The sequence below is a fragment of the Pseudomonas sp. LBUM1660 genome, from assembly GCF_059695935.1.
This window is the reverse complement of the sequence record NZ_CP166795.1, coordinates 2,054,085-2,074,126: the sequence shown is the minus strand read 5'-3', so window position 1 is coordinate 2,074,126 and position 20,042 is coordinate 2,054,085. Positions and strand designations below refer to the sequence as shown.

Below are 20,042 nucleotides of genomic sequence, written 5' to 3'. Positions count from 1 at the left end.
GCCAGAAAAAGGAAGTTCTTATGGCAATTGTTTTCCAATCACCCGACCCCGATCACTACAATGCCGTCGAAGTTACGGATATTGACCTGCAAGCCAACGAGTACTCACCGACTACTATTGATTTCAACAAAGAAAGTATCACCTCCGCCCCAAAACAAACAAACGCCAATAAAAGCCAACTAAGCGTTATTGATGAGCTGTTCGGCCCGATCAAGATAGGCTCCCATTCGATTACCCGATGCGCACTGGATGCATTGGGTGCGACATCGAATGGTCAGCGTTTGAACGGTCAAAACACGTTCTTTCGCCATCCCAAACGGTCTTTTGTGAACTCGTTGCAGTTTGACCCTTTGTACATTGAAGCCCGTATGCGCTCCACCGGCACAAAAGACGATTACGCACTCCCTTCATTACTGTTTGAAATGGCGTCGCAACGCCCGTTGACGGCGCCCCCCCTACTAAGAGACAAACTCGATACGCCTGCCGATCCTGAACAGTACCGACACAAACTGGACGAACTGCTGAAAGCGGCGCAGAAGCTTGATATACGCCACGCGCACTTATCCAAAAGTACGCCCCCATGGGTGAATCGGATCAAGAGCAGCAGCATGGTCAGTATGGGGACCGGACTTCAGGCCTTTGGCATTTACAGCGGATTGCGCGGGCTTCAAGACGCCATCGCACGCAAAGATCACGGCGAAATTGTATTCAACAGCCTCAGCACTTCAGCGGAAGTCACTTCGTTAGCCGTCGAAGTTGCGGTAACCAAGCAAGCAAAATACATGATCGAGGCGGGGCAAAAAGCCTACAAGGATTTTGCCAAAACCAGCTTCGGCGTTCGACTGGGGCGTGGGGCGGGTCTGATCGCCAGCGCACTGACACTTCCCTTCGATGTCATCTCCGCCGTTAAATCCTTTAATGGCGCAGCGGCGACCACAGGCAAAGAAGCCATTGATCACTATGTCGCCGCAGGCTTGAGCGTTACCAGCGCAGCAATGACGTTGATTTTAGGTGCCGCAGCGTTGGCAGGCTTCTCCTTTATCGGCCCGGTGGGGCTGGCAGCCGGACTTCTGCTGGTTGCAGGTTCCCAGGTCTATGCGGCGGTACGCGTTGTCGACGATATCGATGATTACATCGAACTCACTACCCACGAGCGCCTGCGCACGGGCTGGTTCGCCTTTTGGGGAGTCAGTCCTGACGAGAACATACAATCTCGCCACGCGATTGCCAAATCCACCGTTGAACATTCGAGATTATTACAAGCAACCGCCCGAAAATTACTGGAAGGCAAGTTAAAAGACAGCACAGAGGTCATTGTAAACGGCAAGTTTGAGGTCGAGCTAAAGCCGACACAGGTGCCTAGCTTCGATTGGGATGCGCAACAATACACTTATAAATCTGTGCAAAAACCGCATGTCATTGACCGTGACGACACTATTGATGCTCGGGACGGAGTGACTGCGGATATGCCCGGTGCGGAGTTTGGAGCTCCCGGAGAGAACAAAGGAGCGGTGTGGTTTATTGGCGGCGGAAACGACATCATTCTTGGCATTGAAAAAAAGCCAAACAGATTCTATTACGGCGCAGGTATCAAGCAACTGACCGGGGGTGATAAAGACGATGAGTTCGTCTTCGAGGGCGCCGCCGAGCTCCTCAAAAACGGTCCAAAAGACCCTCTACCCACTCTCCTTAAAGGAGGTTTGGGCAACGACACGTTAGTTGTTACCGGAAGCTACCCTGAGGGCAACCGGCAAAGATTCGGATATTTCATCGATCTGGACGACGGACGACTTTCCATCATCACCCGTGACCAAACCAACGACAGCCGTTTCAACTATCGACACACGCTTCTAGAGAGCATTGAGAACGTAGAAACCCTGGCGGGTGCGGAAAACAAGGTCATCGGTACAGACGGCCCGAACATTATCAAGTCTCGCGGTCGCGACACCATTGAGGCGGGCGCCGGAGATGACAAGATCTATCTTCTGAGCAATGAAGGTGCCGCCTCTGGTGGTCCTGGAAAGGATCACTACGCGGTTGCCCATAAATCCGGCAACGTATCTATTACTGAAGATGGCGTGGACGAGAGCGTCATTGCACTTGACTGGAGAATGGACCTGATTAAAGGCTGGAAGATTGTAGAACAGGAGCTGGTCATCACCTCCGGATTTGATCTCGACGATATCAGGGAGAGGGATGTGTACATCAAGGGCGTTTACAAAACAGTCAACAATCAACGACTCCTGCAGAACAGCAAATTGACGTTCGTTACAAAGGATGGGTTTCATTTGATGCCTGAACTTCCTGACACCATTGAGACGGCTGACCCGCTCGACATTAAAACCGTCATTACCCAACAGGGAATAACACAAAACCCGGTCATACTTTACAACCGCGAATACACGGTCGCACACGACAAAGACACGAGCTATTGCATGTCGAAAATCAATGAGCATACGACCCTTGCAGTAAAGCAACGAAGCACAAACACGCTTGCAACCCTTTATCTGGATTACGCCAGCCATGAACTGACCCGGGCCGAGGCTTACTACAACGTAGACCTGATGCGCCAGCCTGATTTCGACCGCATCATGTATAAAGAATGCGGCATGACCTTTCACTTTGACAATAAACGGTTGACTATCAAGAACCTGGCCAGCTCTATCTGGAGCGGAGACCATAGAATCACAAGCCGACTAACGCGCCCCACAAACCTGTTGAACCAGCATTTTATTCTGATCATGAAGGATGGCGTTTCTTATAGAGTCGGCCCACCCTCCCTGCCCGATAGAGCATTTTCCAACGATCAGTTCCAGATAAGCGGCCCGATGGAGCGCACCAGCGAAGTGCCGCTGCCACTAGCGGCTAGAGATGGAAAGTATATTTTTCGTCAACCCTTGGACAACGAAGGCCATAAGCTGGGCAACCGGGAGAAATGCGTCAAACTTATCGCTTACCCGGATCAAACAGCCATCGAACATCTGGAGGGCGACGGCTCGACGTACCTTGTCCACCTCACCTCCGAAATGACGTTAAGCATTTCAACGCCAGGTGCTCGTGCGAACGCCATCCTCAAATCGCAATCAGCGTCTACCTGGGAATTCGATGCAACGAGCCTCGCCTACACCCGCATCAAACGGGTGGATAACCATCTGCTGATCGGAGATACCGATATTCATCTTCCGCACTACGACGATCCTCAAGACTTAGTTGATCAAATACGTGTCATCACGCCAGACGGTGTTATCTACAAAGTCGATCTGGATTTCGACGAGGTCTACATTGACTCGCTGGATGGCAGGTACTTTAAAGGCCACGTTCTGAACGAAGGAGCCCTATCGACAGAACTGACATCCTTGGAAATGGACGACCTCGCCGTTCGAAATATAGCCATGAGAGACGGTACTGCCGGCAGTGTGTCTTACAACCTGTCGGACCGGCGCTGGATACTTGATACAGACAAGTTCCGCACTGTCCTTTACGCCGACCTGGTCCCTATACACCGGTGCGCCCACCAACTAGAACACTGTTATGAATTAATGGAGTTTGGCACCCGATCCACCCCTCCTGTAAACGCTGCCGATCTGCGGATACTTTTAGACACCTGCAAACTTTTATAGAGCCTGTTCAAAACATATATCACTATTAAGCTGAAGCCTTTTGTAGCAAATACCGCCATACCCTATAAATATTTATAGCTTCTCGAGATCTGATCCAATCAAAACTGACCACTGTGATGTCCAGGGCCGTGCACCTTCACGAGCCCTGCCTTTCACCCAACTAACTTTTCGTCTGTTTCAGGTGCCCTTACTGATTTAGACCTTCACCAGATTATTTATCGGAACTGCGGTCATGGCTAAACCACCCAAAAAAGTTTCCAGCCCCAATACGCCTGGCACTTCATCGACCCTCCCCAGACCTTCACCTGAGGATGACGTAGCCAGGGTCGGCTCATCCACCCGTGCTGTCACGCCTGTGCGTGGAGGCGAAAACCCTACAGACACCCCTGCGCCAAGTACGTTGCCAGGCGACACTTCACAACAGCAGTCCGTTGTTGTCACCCATATGCCTGCCCGTACTTACGGCCCCTCCGTGCAACCCGAGAACCTGGTGTCCTGGCCCCGTGAACAGGTTGATCAACTGATACGCGTCGGTGACACCGGGCTCTTCATGAGCAAGGAGCAAAGGTTGTATGCCGATCTTGAAAAAGCAGGCATTGGCAGAATAGAACCGAACGCCAACGGCGATTACCAAGTCTATTTCCCTTTCGCCCCCGACCATGCAGGACCGGTGCTGAGGAAAGTCGAAGGCAAGCCCCTGTGGGCAATCTTGCCGTCAACGCCGGGCTTGCAAGCAGGGGGTTCGCGCGTGACCACTTTGAACGTCGCTGCGCCTGTCCACCTCATCAGAAATCCGGTCGTGATTAAAAAGCTACCGGCCGCCAACAGGCTCGGAATACGCTGGCACAACCTGAGAAGTTATGTCGAGTTAATAGATGAAGGCATTGTTCAAATCGCCAGAAACGCGAATGGAGATTATCAGGCGACCTTCGGCCAGGAATGGACACCTTCCGGCCCCCTACTTGAGAGGATTGGACTGACACGATTCTGGCGACGTAAACCTCAGGCGCAGGCCACTGATCAACTGGCGGCTCCTCAACAATCATCTACCGTCGAAGAGGCCGGTCCGAGCAAGCGTCAGCGCCTAGGGGGGAATGAAGAGCATCCAGACACAAGCGGACCCTCGCAACAGATTATTCCCCTCTATCCCACCCATCCGATAAATCAACATCCGTACCTGTGGGTATCATGGGGAAAGGTCAACAAGCCCCTCGCAAACGAATCCATTCAAATCGGAGAACTTCATTATCAAACTGTACCCGAGGTAAAAAACGTACAAAAAGTCTTGAACTACCTCCAGCACCCCGAATTCCCACCCTCACGCTTCGACCTGTTCGAACAGATGTTGCACGCAAAACCATGGTTACAACCCGTACCAGTCGTTCTGAATAGCGACGGCAAATGGATTGTGAATAGCACCCGCCGGTTGTTTGAAAAACCGATGACGGAATCTGTTTCGGCTGTATTCCCGGACTTTTCGCCGATCACTTCGCGTGCTGTCGCAAAGAAGCTATTCGAACATTCCGGGGATTCCGAAGTGATCGCCCGAGAGGGTTTGTACACCACCACACTTACCCTCGATCACTGGAAGGAACAAGTGGGCATCTTTGATGCAAAATTCGAGAATCCAATTGACTTATTGCCTGTCGCTTCGCGCATGGATCATGAAGGACGAATCATTTCCATGGAGACTCCGACATTTGGCGAGCCATTACGCAGGCTGGACTTCCTTCCCGGACATTTCCAGATGGAATGGGACAACTTTGTCGCGGACCGGTCTGACTACAACCTCAAACGGTTAGTCCGCACCGCGTTGGTACGTAACGGGTATGAGGTATTTCCTTTACTGAATGAGCATCGCAATCCCAAGCTGATATTCAAACGCGCGGGGCACGACAAGGTTTACTTCCTGAAACTCGGGTTCGTTGAGAAAAATGCGATTGCGATAAACTCGCCTCCCTCGCCTGAACTTTCCGACCCGTCTTTATTTTCACAAGTGGGCAATGACGCCCTGCAAGCACTCACCACCGCCAACCAACAGAACAACATTGTTTGGTTATTAGGTGGGTTTCAAACAACCCCGTCTGGATGGCAGCCTGTTTTTATTATCAGAGAGCGTTAATTACGGCCATCTTCATTTACAGCCGACAACACTAAAGCTCCTTATCAGATATTCGATCTTTATCGCTTAAACATCACCAACTTATATAACTACCAAGGAACACTACTCATGGCTAAACCGCCAAAAAGAGTTTCAACTTCCAATACATCCGACACTTCGACAAACTTTCCAAGGTCTTCGTCAGAAGATAATCGGGTACGGGGCGGCGATCACGCCGCGACGGTCGGCAGACCTCTGGGAGACGCCAATCCCGTTTCCGACGCCAATGTTTCAAGCTCATCGCAAAGCACCTTGCCTCGTCAGCCAGTCGTCGTTACCGACATGCCGGTAACCGCAACAAGCGCCGCCGAAATCGCTGCCAACATGATTTCGTGGCCTCGAAACAAAGTCGATGAACTATTCAAGATCGCCAACACCGGGCTATTCATGAGCAGCCGGCAACAGCTATACGCCGATATTGGAGAGGAAGGCATTTTTCTGATCAAAGCAAATGCGAGAGGCGATTACCAGATCCCCCTCCCGTTTGCCCCGGGCCAACCAGGCCCGATCCTGACGAAGGTGCCTGGTCAGCCACAATGGAGAATCACCTGGGAGGGCATGGTTCTTCCCTCCGCAGGCGTACCAGCGAGGCCGGAAGCGCTGGAGATCATTCCCCGGCACTTGGCCGACAAACTGACGCCACCCAATGCCAACGGCCTGCGCTACGACAAGCTGAAAAGAACCTATGTCGACCTTGCGGAAGAAGGCACGGTCATGGTTCGTAAAAATACGGACGGGGACTATCAGGCCTCCTCAACGAGCGAATTGACCCCTTCGGGCCCGGTACTCGAAGGCATTGATGGGATGACGCTATGGCAACGCAAGGCAATCGACACCACGGCCTCAGAAGCTGAAGAGTCAGGCCCTACGCCGGGTAAGCGCCCTCGTCCTGAGGAAAATGCCGAGGCGTCCGACCCCGCGGCAGATAACAGCCATCGCGCTGCCACCTTGAATGAAAACCCGTATTTGTGGGCCTCCTGGGGGAAAATAACCAAACCTGATTCGGTGGAATCCATAAAGATCGGTCAGCTCCATTACCCGATCGTGCCAAAGGGGCCGATGGCCGATCATTTACCCCTCGTTTTCATTCAACACCCGGGATTTGCGCCCTCGCGCTTCGAGGCATTCGAACGCATGCTGCACGAAGCCCCTTCGTTGCAGCCCGTAGCCACCAGCCACCACGCCGGCACAAATACCCGAAAAGTCGACGGTGCGACTCGCCTCTTTGAGAAATCACTGACGCAACAGGTCGCGGATGTCTACAAGGGTTTCACGGAGCCGACTTCGCGAGCCGTCGCCAAGCGACTATTTGAGCTTTCCAATGAGTCGCAGGTGTTCAATGGCCGCGGGTTGGCGCTAATGATGCAAACCTTTCGCCATTGGCAGGGCAAGTCGACCATCGGCGTGCCACGACTCGGCGACCCGTTGGATATGTTGCCTGTCGCGTCCGGCAATGAAGGCGCCAGACGGGTCGTCGAATTGCACGCTCCGGATTCCGTCGCGCCCTTACAGCAGTTGAACTTCAGTCCCGAGAGTACTCATGCCTGGCAGTTCTACGCCGAGCTGCCCAACGGACCGGGTCGACTATCGTTATTGCTCGCCTCGATACTGGGCCACAGCGGTTACAAAGTCTTCCTTCCTGCAAACGTTGAGAATGTCCAGCTCACGCCCCCAACGCTGGTATTTAAAAGGCCCAATCACAACAAGGTCTACTTTCTTAAACTGGGACGTGTGGAGACCGATGCGATTGAAATCAAGCCGCCGTCCATACCAGAGCTTGCCGACCCTCTGCTGAGGGCACGAGTGGGTGCCGAAGCCCACCAGTTGCTGCTTGCCGCCAATGCGAAGGGTGATGTGGTATGGCTGATAGGTGGCGTCCAGCACCTGCTCACTGGAAACCCTGCTGTTTTCATAATCAAGGAACGCTGATAGAGAACGCGCGCACCTCGCCGCCCGTTAGTGGGGTGCAACCCGAAGGTATCGGGTCAAACGCGACGCAAAAAAAAGCCCGCAGTGTGAGCGGGCGAAAGACCAAAGAAGCTATATGCGCAGTCGCTTCCAGGTTGAGGCAGCTGCTTGGGGGATCAACTGCCGCGGTACGTGGAATAGCTGTACGGCGAAATCAGCAATGGCACATGGTAGTGATCCTGTTCCGCAGAGATGCCGAACCGCAGCACTACCACGTCCAGGAACGCAGGTTCCGGCAGCTGAACACCTCGGGCACGGTAGTAATCGCCCGCATGAAACTGAACCTGATAGACCCCGGAACGGTAGTCATCACCTTGCAGCAGCGGCGCGTCGACACGGCCATCGCTGTTGGTGATCGCGCTGGCGACCAATTCCAGCTGCGAACCTTCAACGCGGTACAGCTCGACCTTGATCGAGCTGCCCGGGCAACCGTGTGCAGCGTCCAAAACGTGTGTAGTCAAACGTCCCATTGATTCTGCGCGCCTGGCCGCAATGAGCAGTCAGACCTCGCGCCTCCCGAAGTCAGTTGAAAAGGAGACCGCACCGATTCGGAGCACGAAACGCTGCGGCGAGCGACTGATTAAGACACTTTTCAAAAAAATTGTACACAATAAAAACGACATTTTTAGCGCTATCCTCGTCAGTCGGAGATTTGCAGCAGATCTGCCGTTGAACCATGAGAGCAATGAACCTTCCATCCATTAGCTGACCAATTGGGCAGGTTTCTTGCACTATCACTTGAAGATGACTGCTGATGAAAAATGCGAAAAATCAGGCTTACAAAGCGAGCATAAAGTTGTATACAATCAGCCCATCGCTGTGACGCCAGCCTGTCATCTCACCGCTAGGCCGCCACACAACCTGTCAACGAACAAGAAGGAAGACTGCAGTGAGCGCTGACTACCCACGCGACCTGATCGGTTACGGCAGTAACCCTCCTCACCCCCACTGGCCGGGCAATGCCCGCATCGCCCTGTCGTTCGTGCTCAATTACGAGGAAGGTGGCGAGCGCAATGTCCTGCACGGCGATAAAGAATCCGAAGCCTTCCTCTCGGAAATGGTCTCGGCGCAACCGCTGCAAGGCGCGCGCAACATGAGCATGGAATCCCTTTACGAGTATGGCAGCCGCGCCGGCGTTTGGCGGGTGCTGAAGCTGTTCAAGGAATTCGACATTCCGCTGACCATCTTCGCCGTGGCCATGGCTGCCCAGCGTCACCCGGACGTGATCCGCGCGATGGTCGATGCCGGCCACGAGATCTGCAGTCACGGCTACCGCTGGATCGACTACCAGTACATGGACGAAGCGCAGGAACGCGAGCACATGCTCGAAGCAATCCGCATCCTCACCGAAATCACCGGCGAACGCCCACTGGGCTGGTACACCGGCCGCACCGGTCCGAACACCCGTCGCCTGGTGATGGAAGAAGGCGGTTTCCTCTACGACTGCGACACCTACGACGACGACCTGCCCTACTGGGAACCCAACAACCCGACCGGCAAGCCGCACCTGGTGATCCCGTACACGCTGGACACCAACGACATGCGCTTCACCCAGGTCCAGGGTTTCAACAAGGGCGACGATTTCTTTGAATACCTCAAAGACGCGTTCGACGTGCTGTACGCCGAAGGCGCCGAAGCACCGAAGATGCTGTCGATCGGCCTGCACTGTCGCCTGATCGGCCGTCCGGCGCGCCTGGCCTCGCTCAAGCGCTTTATCGAATACGCTAAAAGTCATGAACAGGTGTGGTTCAGCCGTCGCGTCGACATCGCTCGCCACTGGCACGAAACACACCCGTACCAAGGGGCTGCCAAATGAGCACCTTTCAAACGCTGAAACCATCGACCCTGAGCCGCGACGCGTTTGTTGCCGCTTTCGCCGACATCTACGAACATTCGCCATGGGTGGCCGAGAAGGCTTTCGACCTGGGCCAGGACACCTCGATTGACCAGATCGAAACCCTGCACCAGCGCATGAGCGACATCCTGTTGAGCGCCGATCACGCCAGTCAACTGGCCTTGATCAACGCTCACCCGGACCTGGCCGGCAAAGCCGCCGTCCAAGGCCAACTGACCGAAGCCAGCACGAATGAACAGGCTGGCGCCGGTATTCACCAATGCACGGCCGAAGAGTTTTCTCGCTTCACCGAGCTGAACGACGCCTACAAAGCCAAGTTCAAGTTTCCCTTCATCATGGCGGTAAAAGGCAGCAACCGGCATCAGATCCTCGCGGCGTTCGAAACGCGCATTCACAATTCGGCGGGTACCGAATTCAAATGCGCGCTGGCGGAGATCAACAAGATAGCGTTGTTCCGATTACTGACTCTCTAGCAAGCTTGGCCCGAGAGACCTCTAGAACGCTTGCGTTTCCCAGGGCCCTGCAAGCATCCCAAGCCAACTAATTAAAGGCAGACAAGAAGAATGAAAGCTTACGCCGTACCTTTCGAGAAGTTCGTCAACCTGGCCGATGCCCGCCTGGGCACTAAAATCATCTCGGTCACCGATGACTGGTTCGCTGATGCCAACCGCCTGTTCCAGCCAACCCCGGCTGTGTGGAAGGAGGGCGTGTTCGATGACAACGGCAAGTGGATGGACGGCTGGGAGTCGCGCCGCAAGCGCTTCGAAGGCTACGACAGCGCGGTGATCCGCCTGGGCGTACCGGGCTCGATCAAAGGCGTAGACATCGACACTTCATTCTTCACCGGTAACTTCCCGCCGTCGGCTTCACTAGAAGCGTGCTTCCTGGTCTCGGGCGAGCCGGACGATAACACCCAGTGGACCGAAGTGCTGTCCGCCGTCGAGCTGCAGGGCAACAGCCACCACTACCACGAAATCAGCAACGACCAGGCCTTCAGCCACCTGCGCTTTAACATCTACCCGGATGGCGGCGTAGCGCGTCTGCGTGTCTACGGCGTGCCGCACCGCGACTGGTCGGCCGTTGGCGACAACGAGCAGGTCGACCTGGCCGCCGCCCTCAACGGTGGCCGCGCCCTCGCCTGCTCCGACGAACACTTCGGCCGCATGAGCAACATCCTCAACCCGGGCCGTGGCATCAACATGGGCGACGGCTGGGAAACCGCCCGTCGTCGCACGCCGGGTAACGACTGGGTCATCGTCGCGCTGGGGCATGCCGGCGAAATCGAGAAAGTCATCGTCGACACCCTGCACTTCAAGGGCAACTACCCGGACACGTGCTCGATCCAGGGCGCATTCGTGAAGGGCGGCACCGACAGCCAGATCGAAACCCAGTCGCTGTTCTGGCGTGAACTGCTGCCGGCGCAGAAACTGGAAATGCACGCCGAACACACCTTCGCCGAGCAGATCAAGGCCCTGGGCCCGATCACCCACATCCGCCTGAACGTGTTTCCGGACGGTGGTGTGAGCCGCCTGCGTGTTCTCGGCAAGGTTGCTAAATAAGCGTTGAACCCTGTGGCGAGGGAGCTTGCTCCCGCTGGGCTGCGAAGCGGCCCCAAAAGCTGGGGAGCGCTGCGCACTCCAGCGGGAGCAAGCTCCCTCGCCACAAAAGCAGAACCAACAACACAGAATTCGGATAAAAACAGCATGCGCACACTGACGATTGAACCGCTGACCAAAGAAGCCTTCGCCCCTTTCGGTGACGTGATCGAAACCGACGGCAGCGATCACTTCATGATCAACAACGGTTCGACCATGCGCTTTCACAAACTGGCGACGGTGCAAACCGCCACGCCAGAGGACAACGCGATCATCAGCATTTTCCGCGCCGACGCGCAGGACATGCCGCTGACAGTCAGCATGCTGGAGCGCCACCCGCTGGGCAGCCAGGCGTTCATTCCGCTGCTCGGCAACCCCTTTCTGATCGTGGTCGCGCCACTTGGCGATGAACCTGTATCAGGCTTGGTCCGCGCCTTCGTCACCAACGGCAGGCAGGGCATTAATTACCATCGCGGCGTTTGGCACCATCCGGTGCTGACGATCGAAAAGCGGGATGACTTCCTGGTGGTTGATCGCAGTGGCACAGGCAATAACTGCGATGAGCATTTTTTCAAAGAGGATGAGCGTTTGATCCTTGCCCCCCACCAATAAGAGAAGGTCTGATCACTCGATAACAGAGTGACAGGCGAGAGGTAAAGACTGTGGAAGCACATCTGTTCGAATGGCTGAACCTGAGCGTGCGCTGGGTTCACATGATTACTGGCGTGGCCTGGATCGGTGCGTCGTTCTATTTCGTCTGGCTGGAAAACAACCTCAATCGGGTCAACCCGAAAAGTGGTCTGGCGGGCGATCTGTGGGCGATCCACGGCGGCGGTATCTACCACCTGGAAAAATACAAACTGGCCCCACCGACCATGCCGGACAACCTGCACTGGTTCAAATGGGAAGCCTACTTCACCTGGCTGTCGGGGATCGCGCTGCTGTGCGTGGTGTTCTACTCCAACCCGACGCTGTACCTGCTGGCACCGGGCAGCAGCCTGACCGGCCCTGAAGGGGTCGCACTGGGCATTGCCTCGTTGTTCGTCGGCTGGTTCGTCTACTCCTTCCTCTGCGACTCGGCCCTGGGCAAGCGCCCTGCCCTGCTAGGCTTCATCCTGTTCGTGCTGATCATTGGCGCCGCTTACGGCTTCAGCAAAGTGTTCAGTGGTCGTGGTGCGTACCTGCACGTCGGCGCGATCATCGGCACCATCATGGTCGGCAACGTGTTCCGCATCATCATGCCGGCGCAGCGCGCACTGGTGGCAGCGATTGCCGAAAACCGCACGCCGGACCCGGCACTGCCGGCCAAAGGCTTGCTGCGCTCGCGGCACAACAACTACTTCACCTTGCCGGTGCTGTTCATCATGATCAGCAACCACTTCCCGAGCACCTACGGCAGCCAATACAACTGGCTGATCCTGGCCGGGATCGCGGTGCTGGCGGTGTTGGTGCGTCACTACTTCAACACCCGTCATGACAGTCACAAGTTCGCCTGGACGTTGCCTGTCGCGGCCGTTGGCATGATCTGCCTGGCTTACGTCACCGGCCCGGCGCAAATGCCGAGCGCACCTGAAGTCGCCAAGGCGCCTGGCACCATCGAGTACCAGCCGATGCCGGAAACCGCCGTCGGTGGTGGTGCCAAACCTGCCGCTGCGAAGCCTGCTGAAGCGCCGGTCCAGGCGTCCAATGCCGGCCCGAGTTTCGACAAGGTGCACAGCGTTATCCAGGAGCGTTGCTCGGTGTGCCATTCGGCCAAACCAACCAGCCCATTGTTCAGTGCGGCACCGGCCGGCGTGATGTTCGACACCCCCGAGCAGATCCGCCAGAACGCCGCGCGCATCCAGGCTCAGGCCGTCACCAGCCAGATCATGCCACTGGGCAACATCACCCAGATGACCCAGCAGGAACGTGACCTGATCGGTGCGTGGATTGTTCAGGGAGCCCCGACCAACTAACCGGTGAAAAGCTTCGCCGGCAAGGCGGATCGCCGCCCGCTCGCTCCTACAAGGCTCACGCTGAACTGTAGGAGCGAGGCTTGCCCGCGAATGGCCGCGCCGCGGTCAACCCTGATGCACAAAATCACAAGAATAAAAAAGATCCGAGGTGTTGCATGTCCGAGCTATCCGAAGCGCGCATCCCCGACGCACCCGCTATTCAGCGTTTGCCCCTTTTGCAATTGATCCTGGTCGGCCTGCAACACGTTCTGCTGATGTACGGCGGCGCCATCGCGGTGCCGCTGATCATCGGGCAAGCTGCCGGCCTGAGTCGTGAGGAAATCGCCTTCCTGATCAACGCCGACCTGCTGGTGGCCGGGATCGCGACTATCGTGCAATCGCTGGGCATCGGCCCGATGGGCATCCGCATGCCGGTGATGATGGGCGCCAGTTTCGCCGCCGTCGGCAGCATGGTCGCCATGGCCGGCATGCCCGGGATCGGCCTGCAAGGGATCTTCGGTGCAACCATCGCCGCCGGTTTCTTCGGCATGATCATCGCGCCGTTCATGTCCAAGGTCGTGCGCTTTTTCCCGCCGCTGGTGACCGGCACGGTCATCACCTCGATCGGTTTGTCGCTGTTCCCCGTGGCCGTCAATTGGGCGGGCGGCGGTGCCGGCGCCACTCAATTCGGTTCACCGATTTACCTGGCCATTGCAGCGCTGGTGTTGGCCACCATTCTGCTGGTCCACCGCTTCATGCGCGGGTTCTGGGTCAATATTTCGGTGCTGATCGGCATGTGCCTGGGCTACGTGATCTGCGGGCTGATCGGGATGGTCGACCTTAGCGGCATGGCGGATGCGCCCTGGGTGCAGATCGTCACCCCGCTGCATTTCGGCATGCCCAAATTTGAACTCGCACCGATCCTGTCCATGTGCCTGGTGGTGGTGATCATCTTCGTCGAGTCCACCGGGATGTTCCTCGCGCTCGGCAAAATCACCGGCCAGGAAGTCTGCCCACGGATGCTGCGCCGCGGCTTGCTGTGTGATGCGGGCGCCTCGTTCTTCGCCGGTTTCTTCAACACCTTCACCCACTCTTCGTTCGCACAGAACATCGGCCTGGTGCAGATGACCGGCGTGCGTTGCCGTTCGGTGACCATCGTTGCCGGTGGTCTGCTGGTGGTGCTGAGCCTGCTGCCGAAAGCGGCGTTCCTGGTGGCGTCGATTCCGCCGGCGGTACTGGGCGGCGCAGCGATTGCGATGTTCGGCATGGTGGCCGCCACCGGGATCAAGATTCTTCAGGAAGCCGACATCGGTGACCGTCGCAACCAGTTGCTGGTGGCGGTGAGCATCGGCATGGGGCTGATCCCGGTGGTGCGTCCGGAATTCTTCGCCCACCTTCCGATGTGGATGAGCCCGATCACCCACAGCGGCATTGCAATGGCGACGTTGAGTGCGCTGTCGCTGAACCTGCTGTTCAACATTCTTGGCGGCCGCGAACGCGCGGCGATCAACGACTGCCACGCTCACCCGCACTAACCCAATAACGCCCCCAAACCTGTGGGAGCGAGCTTGCTCGCGATAGCGGTATCACATTCAACATCAATGTTGATTGAACCGACGCCATCGCGAGCAGGCTCGCTCCCACAGTGGAAACTCCTGCGCCTTGAAAAATAAAAACAAGAGGGAGCAACAGATGATTCGGACTCAAACAAACCTGCTGTTGGGCAGCAGTCTCCTGGCTGCAAGTCAGGCCATGGCCGGTGATTTGCTGCTATGGCAGACCAACAGCCTGAGCTATTTGTACGGCAAGGATTTCGCGGTCAACCCGTCGATCCAGCAGACGATAACCTTTGAGCATGCCGACCGCTGGAAGTACGGCGACAACTTTCTGTTCGTCGACAGCACTTACTACAACGGTGAGAAAGACCGGAACAAAGGCGTTCACGCCTATTACGGCGAGTTCAGTCCGCGCCTCTCCTTCGGCAAAATCCTCGACCGCCGTTTCGAATTTGGCCCGATCAAGGACGTGTTGCTGGCCATGACCTACGAAAATGGCGAAGACGACACCGAGGCCTATCTGATCGGCCCCGGTTTCGACCTCGCGGTTCCCGGCTTCAACTTTTTCACCTTGAACTTCTACTATCGCCAGACCGAAGGCTCGCGTCCCGGCGACGATGTCTGGCAGATCACGCCGGCCTGGTCTTACACCCTGCCATTGGGCAACTCGAACCTGTTGATCGACGGCTACATCGACTGGGTCGTGGATAATGACCAGAACTCACAGGGCACCTACCACGCCAACCTGCACGTCAACCCGCAGATCAAGTACGACCTGGGCAAGGCCCTGAGCTGGCGGGAGAAACAGGTGTACGTCGGCGTCGAGTACAGCTACTGGAAAGACAAGTACGGCATCGAAAACAACGGCAACTTCGATACCAATGAAAACACCACCAGCCTGCTGGTGAAGGTGCACTTTTAAGATGGCCCGCAACCGTGCTCCAAACCTGTCGTCGGTGCGCTGTTGCGGGGCACTTGAGACCTGGCCAAGGAGTCAGTATTCTCCGCGGCCGCCTAAATCCGCTTTAAAAAAAAGCCCGGATTTAATTCCTGACCAGAAAGCCAACTTATCCCGGCTCTGCACGGTACCAAGGCACTCCAAAACCCCTCTCAATCGACTGCTCTTGAGCAGCCGAGCGGGAGTTTTTTGGCTTTTCGAAAGCCTTGGCTCAGCTCTTGCTAACAGCACTAAAGCTGACCGACTGGATAATTTTTTACCGCTACAGAAAAAGGCGCCACACCAGAGCGTCGACCTTAGAAAAAAAACGTGGAACCACCTACTTTTTGGGAGCAACCGAATGAAACGCACGTGCACCAGCTTGATGCTCGCGGGATCGTTACTGGCCGGGGGCCAGGCCATGGCCGGCGACTTGCTGCAATGGCAGAACAACAGCCTGACCTACCTCTATGGCAAGGACTTCCAGGTCAACCCGCGCATTCAGCAGACGGTGACCTTCGAACACGCCGACGGCTGGAAATACGGCGACAACTTCTTCTTCATCGACAAGATCTTCTACAACGGCAAGGAAGACGCCTTCGCGGGCAAGAACACCCACTACGGTGAGTTCAGCCCACGCTTGTCGTTCAACAAGATCTTCGACCAGAAATTGACGTTTGGCCCGATCAAAGATGTGCTGCTGGCCATGACTTACGAGTTCGGTGAAGACGATACCGAGTCCTACCTGATCGGCCCTGGTTTCGATCTGGCGATCCCAGGCTTCGACTACTTCCAGCTGAACTTCTACAACCGTCATACCGAAGGCGACCGCCCAGGTGACAATATCTGGCAGGTCACTCCGGTCTGGTCCTACACCATCCCGGTGGGCGACTCGAACATCCTGATCGACGGTTTCATGGACTGGGTGGTCGACAACGACGTCAACAAGAAAGGCGAATACCACGCCAACCTGCACTTCAATCCACAGGTCAAATACGACCTGGGCAAGGCGCTGAACCTTGGCGAAAAGCAGTTGTACGTCGGTGTCGAGTATGACTACTGGAAAAACAAGTACGGCATCGAAGACAGCCAGGGTTTCAAGACTGATCAGAGCGTGACCAGCTTCCTGGTCAAGGTTCACTTCTGATCCGGCGGCGTCTGTGAGGACGCCTTCGCGGGCAAGCCTCGCTCCTACAGGGCTCTGTGTCGTTCACATAATCGGCGAACGACACAAAACCCTGTAGGGGCGAGGCTGGCCCGCGAAGGCCGCACCGCCAATCTCAAGCTGGAACAACAGGCTCCGCCAACCCAAGAAACCGGCACAACTCCCCGCGCTTGGCCAACGCATCCCGCCGCCCCAAATCAATCAATTCGCTGCAATACCCCGCCTCGAACAGCAGATAACTCAGCACCCCCGCCCCACTCGTCTTGGTCGCCCCCGGCCCACGCAGAAACAGGCGCAACGCCGCCGGCAATTCCTGCCGATGCCGCGCCGCAATCTCATCGATTGGCTGACTCGGCGAAATCACCAGCACGTCCACTGGCGCCACGCCCAACGCGCGTGTCGGCGTGCCATTGGGCAACAAGTGACTGAACTGATTCAGACGCTGCAGCAACTCGATGTCACTTTCCAGGCTGTCAATGAACGTGCTGTTGAGCATGTGCCCGCCGATCTGCGCAAGGGTCGGCTGCTGACCGGTGTAGGCGCGCTGCAGCGGCTGCTCCGGGTCGACGCCGCGCGGGTTGCCGCTGACGCCCACTACCAGCACGCGGCTGGCGCCCAGGTGCAGGGCCGGGCTGATCGGTGCTGATTGGCGAACCGCGCCATCGCCGAAATACTCTTCGCCGATTTTCACCGGTGCGAACAACAAGGGAATCGCTGAACTGGCCAGCAGGTGATCGACGGTCAATTGCGTGGGCACGCCGATCCGCCGATGGCGCAACCAGGCATCGATGGTGCCGCCGCCCTGGTAGAACGTGACGGCCTGCCCGGACTCGTAACCGAATGCCGTGACCGCCACCGCCTGCAACTGCTTCTGGGCGATGGCCTCGGCGATGCCGTTCATGTGCAGTCTGTCGTCGAGCAAGCCGCGCAGCGGCGAACTGTTGAGCAAAGCCACCGGCACCTGAGCGCCAATCCCGAGCAGACTGTGACTGACAAAGCGGCTGGCCTGGTGGATCACGCCCGGCCAGTCGCTGCGCAGCACCAGATGACTGCGAAAGCCCTGCCAGAACGCAGTCAGACGCTCGATCGCGCCACGAAAGTCCATCGCCCCACTGGCCAGGCTGACAGCGTTGATTGCCCCGGCCGAGGTGCCGACGATCACGGGAAACGGATTCGCCGCGCCCACCGGCAGCAACTCGGCAATCGCCGCCAGTACGCCCACCTGATACGCCGCCCGAGCCCCGCCGCCGGAAAGAATCAACCCTGTAACCGGTTCAGCAGGACTCATCGCAACGCTCCGTGGTGCAAAGAAGGGATCAGGGGCTCAGCCGCGTTTTTTGTACAACTTCGGCTCGCCCGGTGGACGGCTCTTGAACCGCCGATGAGCCCAGAGGTATTGCTCGGGGCGCTCACGCAGGGCGCCTTCGACCCACTGATTGATACGGATGCAATCAGCCTCTTCGGATTCACCGGGGAAACCCTCGAGCGGCGCATGGATCATCAACCGATAGCCGCTGCCGTCCGCCAGACGCTCCTGAGTGAACGGCACCACCAGCGCCTTGCCCAGCCGGGCAAACTTGCTGGTGGCCGTGACGGTCGCGGCCTGAATGCCGAACAGCGGCACAAAGATGCTTTGCTTGGCGCCGTAGTCCTGATCCGGTGCGTACCAGATCGCCCGACCGGCCCGCAGCAATTTGAGCATGCCGCGCACGTCGTCACGCTCCACGGCCAGCGAGTCGACGTTGTGCCGCTCGCGCCCCAGGCGCTGGATGTAGTCGAACAAAGGATTCTTGTGCTCGCGGTACATGCCGTCGATGGTGTGCTGCTGCCCCAACAGCGCCGCGCCGATTTCCAGCGTGGTGAAATGCACTGCCATCAGGATCACGCCCTTGCCTTCGCGCTGGGCCTTTTTCAGATGCTCCAGGCCTTCGACATGGGCCAGCTTCGCCAGACGCTGACGCGACCACCACCAGCTCATGGCCATTTCAAAGAAGGCGATGCCGGTGGAGGCGAAGTTTTCCTTGAGCAAGCGCTTGCGTTCGTCGGCGGATTTTTCAGGGAAACACAGCTCCAGATTGCGTTTGGCAATGCGCCGTCGGTCGCCGGCCAGCCGATACATCAAGGCACCCAGCAGGCGGCCGATAAACAGCAACGCCGGATACGGCAACTGAACAATCAGCCACAACAGCCCCAAGCCACACCACAGCGGCCAGAAACGCGGCATAAGAAATGTTTTTCGAAAACGCGGGCGATCCATTAAAGGTTCCGGAAAGACAATGGCCGCGCATTCTACATCGTTCGACCCGGCTTGCGGCTTGCGGGCGTTCTCGTTATAAGTCTCGGCACTTTTAGTGACAAGCCGTTGTATGCCGACCATGAGCCAAACCGAACCGCAAGACCAGGATCCCGTGTTCCAGTTGAAGGGCAGCATGCTCGCCATAACCGTGCTGGAACTGGCCCGCAACGACCTCGAGAACCTCGATCGGCAACTGGCCGCCAAGGTCGCCCAGGCGCCTAACTTTTTCAGCAATGCGCCGCTGGTGCTGGCCCTGGACAAACTCCCGGCGAGCGAAGGCGCGGTCGATCTGCCGGGACTGATGCGCGTGTGCCGCCAGCATGGCCTGCGCACTCTGGCAATCCGTGCCAGCCGCATCGAAGACATCGCCGCCGCCATCGCCGTCGATTTGCCGGTGCTGCCGCCGTCCGGCGCCCGTGAGCGCCCCCTCGACCCGCTCGAAGGCCAGGTGAAGAAAAAGCCGGAAAAACCGCCCGAGCCAACCATCAAACCGACGAAAATCATCACGTCGCCAGTACGCGGAGGCCAGCAAATTTATGCCCAGGGCTGCGATCTGGTGGTGATCTCCTCGGTCAGCCCGGGTGCGGAACTTCTCGCCGATGGGAACATCCATGTATACGGCCCGATGCGCGGTCGCGTGCTGGCCGGGGTCAAAGGCGACACGAAAGCCAGGATTTTCTGTCAGCAAATGAGCGCTGAACTGGTCTCCATCGCCGGCCACTACAAGGTTTCCGAGGATTTGCGTCGCGACCCTTTATGGGGCGCGGGCGTGCAAGTCAGCCTGTCAGGCGACGTGTTGAACATCATTCGGCTTTAACGGATACTGCCGCATTTTCCAAGCATCTCTAAAACGTAGCGAAAACGGCTCAAACGAAGTAGGAAAAAGGCCAAACACAGTGTTTACCGCTGTTCTGGACCGGATTCCAGCCAAGGCTGTCCGACTGCAGTAGTTTTT

At 57.0% G+C, this 20,042-nt stretch carries 15 protein-coding genes; 12 read left to right on the top strand and 3 right to left on the bottom strand.

Translation table 11 applies throughout. From position 1 onward, the window contains the following. Positions 1-20 precede the first annotated feature (20 nt). The 3 genes from ACA068_RS09755 to ACA068_RS09745 all read left to right on the top strand — a co-directional run bounded on the left by ACA068_RS09755 (position 21) and on the right by ACA068_RS09745 (position 7,710). Positions 21-3,620, top strand: coding sequence for a calcium-binding protein (locus ACA068_RS09755; RefSeq protein WP_497309413.1), 3,600 nt, complete (start codon positions 21-23; stop codon positions 3,618-3,620). A gap of 232 nt (positions 3,621-3,852) precedes the next feature. Further along, the gene (locus ACA068_RS09750) at positions 3,853-5,742 is read left to right on the top strand and encodes a hypothetical protein (protein ID WP_497309411.1); all 1,890 of its coding nucleotides are present in this window, start codon (positions 3,853-3,855) and stop codon (positions 5,740-5,742) included. Positions 5,743-5,850: 108 nt separating this feature from the next. After that, a complete protein-coding gene (locus ACA068_RS09745) occupies positions 5,851-7,710 on the top strand; it encodes a hypothetical protein (protein WP_497309409.1) in 1,860 nt (619 codons plus the stop codon). 155 nt (positions 7,711-7,865) lie between these two features. On the opposite strand, the gene uraH is transcribed toward ACA068_RS09745, so the two are convergent. Further along, positions 7,866-8,219: a hydroxyisourate hydrolase gene (gene uraH / locus ACA068_RS09740; protein WP_010456673.1), complete on the bottom strand. Its 354-nt coding sequence runs from the start codon at positions 8,217-8,219 to the stop codon at positions 7,866-7,868. A 419-nt stretch (positions 8,220-8,638) separates the two neighbouring features. On the opposite strand from uraH, the gene puuE reads away from it, so the two are divergent. The 8 genes from puuE to ACA068_RS09700 all read left to right on the top strand — a co-directional run bounded on the left by puuE (position 8,639) and on the right by ACA068_RS09700 (position 16,773). Continuing rightward, positions 8,639-9,565 carry an allantoinase PuuE gene (gene puuE, locus ACA068_RS09735; RefSeq protein ID WP_497309407.1) on the top strand — a complete coding sequence of 309 codons (927 nt, stop codon included), beginning with the start codon at positions 8,639-8,641 and terminating at the stop codon, positions 9,563-9,565. Further along, positions 9,562-10,077: a 2-oxo-4-hydroxy-4-carboxy-5-ureidoimidazoline decarboxylase gene (gene uraD, locus ACA068_RS09730; protein WP_497309405.1), complete on the top strand. Its 516-nt coding sequence runs from the start codon at positions 9,562-9,564 to the stop codon at positions 10,075-10,077. The genes puuE and uraD overlap by 4 nt, the downstream gene beginning before the upstream one ends. Before the next feature lie 90 nt (positions 10,078-10,167). After that, positions 10,168-11,163, top strand: coding sequence for an allantoicase (gene alc, locus ACA068_RS09725; protein WP_497309403.1), 996 nt, complete (start codon positions 10,168-10,170; stop codon positions 11,161-11,163). Between the two features lie 144 nt (positions 11,164-11,307). Next, positions 11,308-11,811: an ureidoglycolate lyase gene (locus ACA068_RS09720; RefSeq protein ID WP_010456681.1), complete on the top strand. Its 504-nt coding sequence runs from the start codon at positions 11,308-11,310 to the stop codon at positions 11,809-11,811. Positions 11,812-11,861: 50 nt separating this feature from the next. Beyond that, positions 11,862-13,154, top strand: a complete 1,293-nt coding sequence (locus ACA068_RS09715) for a urate hydroxylase PuuD (protein ID WP_497309401.1) — start codon at positions 11,862-11,864, stop codon at positions 13,152-13,154. 155 nt (positions 13,155-13,309) lie between these two features. Further along, the gene (locus ACA068_RS09710) at positions 13,310-14,668 is read left to right on the top strand and encodes a nucleobase:cation symporter-2 family protein (RefSeq protein ID WP_497309399.1); all 1,359 of its coding nucleotides are present in this window, start codon (positions 13,310-13,312) and stop codon (positions 14,666-14,668) included. Between the two features lie 157 nt (positions 14,669-14,825). Beyond that, a complete protein-coding gene (locus ACA068_RS09705; protein ID WP_497309397.1) occupies positions 14,826-15,611 on the top strand; it encodes an outer membrane protein OmpK in 786 nt (261 codons plus the stop codon). Between the two features lie 376 nt (positions 15,612-15,987). Next, on the top strand, positions 15,988-16,773 hold the full coding sequence (locus tag ACA068_RS09700; RefSeq protein WP_497309395.1) for an outer membrane protein OmpK: 786 nt from the start codon (positions 15,988-15,990) through the stop codon (positions 16,771-16,773). 133 nt (positions 16,774-16,906) lie between these two features. Here ACA068_RS09700 and ACA068_RS09695 read toward each other — a convergent pair whose 3' ends face one another. After that, a complete protein-coding gene (locus ACA068_RS09695; RefSeq protein ID WP_497309393.1) occupies positions 16,907-18,079 on the bottom strand; it encodes a patatin-like phospholipase family protein in 1,173 nt (390 codons plus the stop codon). Positions 18,080-18,115: 36 nt separating this feature from the next. Beyond that, entirely contained in the window at positions 18,116-19,048 is a 933-nt protein-coding gene (locus ACA068_RS09690; protein ID WP_497309391.1) for a lipid A biosynthesis lauroyl acyltransferase, read from the bottom strand. A gap of 118 nt (positions 19,049-19,166) precedes the next feature. On the opposite strand from ACA068_RS09690, the gene minC reads away from it, so the two are divergent. Then, entirely contained in the window at positions 19,167-19,904 is a 738-nt protein-coding gene (gene minC, locus ACA068_RS09685) for a septum site-determining protein MinC (protein ID WP_010456696.1), read from the top strand. Positions 19,905-20,042: the final 138 nt, after the last annotated feature.